Source organism: Paraburkholderia elongata, assembly GCF_013177735.1.
GTDB lineage: Bacteria > Pseudomonadota > Gammaproteobacteria > Burkholderiales > Burkholderiaceae > Paraburkholderia > Paraburkholderia elongata.
The window spans coordinates 1-2,428 of record NZ_WOEZ01000237.1 but is presented as its reverse complement, the minus strand read 5'-3'; the positions used below and the strand labels follow the sequence as shown (position 1 = coordinate 2,428).

1 protein-coding gene is annotated in these 2,428 nt (G+C 58.8%); it reads right to left on the bottom strand.

Going from position 1 to position 2,428, the window contains the following annotated elements:
• Window positions 1-560: 560 nt before the first annotated feature.
• Entirely contained in the window at window positions 561-1,733 is a 1,173-nt protein-coding gene (locus GNZ13_RS41235; RefSeq protein ID WP_172176007.1) for a porin, read from the bottom strand.
• Window positions 1,734-2,428 lie beyond the last annotated feature (695 nt).

Below are 2,428 nucleotides of genomic sequence, written 5' to 3'. Positions count from 1 at the left end.
GTCTGGGTCGAAAACTGTCAGTAGCTCACAATAATCCCCGCTTGTGCGAACTCATTTTCTCCCACCCATTTTCTGACCAGGGGCTACGGAATTCCCACGTCCGACTACGAGCAGTTCGCGCTAACGGCGCGTATCGGCCGCTGTTCTCTACGTACGGCAGCACCCGGCCAGGAACGGTCCATCGTCGTTGGCTCGTGAAGGTCCGATGTCGAGGGCCAATCTGCCGTTAGGCAATACCAGGTCAACCAGGTATGGGATCGATGGCGCGCACCCACCTGTGCCCGGTCGAAAAAAAGCCCATCCAGACGGACGGGCCAAATTATTGCTCGGAGAAAGTCGCGTCAGCGCAAGTGTCCGCGGACTCTCGCTCCGCATTCACTGCGCCGTGACCGCCGTTTCGTCTGGACCAGCGACGAGAGTCCCGACACATCTGGACGCGACCTCTTCAGGCAAGCTGTATCGGTCGTGCCCAGATGAATTTGCGCCGGCGGGTGCTTTTGCCGGCGCACACTGCTGTTGCGCCCTGAGACAGGGCTAAACCGGTTCGGTTTCAGGCTTCGTTAGAAGCGCGTGCGCAATCCGACCGTGCCGACCACCTGGTTCGCCGTCGACGAGGCGCCACCCGACGTATTGATGAAGGCGACAACGTTTTGGCCGATTGCGTGCTGATACATGGCTTCGGCGTAAACATCCGTACGCTTGGAAAACGCGTAGACAGCTTGCAAGTTGACCTGATTCCACTTTGGATCCGTGCCGTACTGCGTACCGGTCGCATTGAACGCGCCTGACAGATGGGCATCGGTGTACGTGTCAGTGATACCCAGCGTAATCGCTGGTGTTAGCGTGTACTTGGCGTTCAGTTCATAGTTGTTGAAGCGCTGCGAACCATTGTTGAGGTTGAACGATTGCGTGCCCTGATAAAAGCTGTTCGTATACACGAAGCCGACCACTGCCGGGCCGAAGGTGTAGTTCAGACCCGCGCCGATCGTGCGCTGAACGTTCGCCCCGAACCTGAAGCCAGCCGTCTGGGCAGGCGCTTCGCCGAGGTCAACTGCGCCGCTGGTATTCACTTGGGGGGCCGCGCCGTTGCCGTTGATCTGCAGGTAGCCGGCGGCCATCTTGAACGGGCCAAACTCGTAGCTTGCGCCCGCGCTGTAAGCACGGTTCAGCGTGAAGTCAGTGTTGTTCGAGAACGCGTAGAGGCCGCCGAACTTCAGGCCTGCAAAGTTGCTGCTCATGTACTTGACCGCGTTGCTCATCCGGAGCGTGTGGTTCAGGTTGTCGTTGTCAAACGGGTGCGCGAAGCCCGTGTCGCCGAACGTGCCGGCCGTACCGGACAGCGGTGCCACGAAGTCCACCAGTGAGTCATACTGGCGGCCCAGCGTCACCGTACCGAAATCGCTGCTGCTCAGGCCGACAAACGCCTGACGACCAAACATCCGGCTGTTCTGGCCGAGCTTGCCGTTCTGCACGTTGAAGCCGTTTTCCAGCACGAAAATGGCCTTCAGGCCGCCACCGAGGTCTTCGGCGCCGCGCAGACCGAACCGGCTGCCGTTAATGGTGCCGCTGGTTGCCTGAAACAGGCCGCCGTGCGAAGTGGCGGAGGTCTTGACGTTGTTGGTATACATCAGGCCGGCATCGATCAGGCCGTACAGGGTGACCGAACTCTGTGCATGGGCGGCCGATGCGGCAAGTGCAGCGGATACGGCGAGGGCTACGGGGATCTTTTTCATGAATTAACTCCAGCGGATTGCGATTCAGGCGGAAAAAAGCGGCGCGAGTATAAAAGGCAGGTAGCCTCATGATGTCATTTCCGGGCTGGATTGCACCGTTACGTCTTGCTGAGATAATTCGTCATAAATCCGAAATAATTCTGGTGAAATCCCTGCCAGAAAAGGCGCAGTGCTGTATTTCGTCCCATCCGGGACGCATCCGGGACGCATCGCCGTTGTATTGATGCGACGGCATCAGGTTAGCCGGCATCCCACGACTGACATGACAGCTGACAGCGCCCATCTGTGTCTGGCTTTGACACAACGACACGCACGCCGACACCTCGATCTGGCCTCGACATGTTGCCGGCACGTTTTGACAAACCGAGGTACAGACGCATCGGCTGTTCGCCGGCACGACCGTTCGTCGAGATAGAGCTAAACGTTAGACAAATGGTCGTTCAGGCTTCGCTGGCCGCGCGTAGTCGGGATGGTGAGCGGCCGCTTTTTTGCGAGGTTGGGACATTCGGAGAAGCTCACCGAAGGGCAGTAACGGGTCGAGTGCTGCCGATCGCCGTCAGGCAGTGACCGGTAGAGTCGAGTTGTGGCGCGGTAGCATTAGGTTCGGTTTGTCTGTTTCCGCCCCTTTCGTCTGGCGGTGCCCGAATATCCTTGCCTTAACCCCGTTTCCACAACCCGCTCATCGAACCGGACAT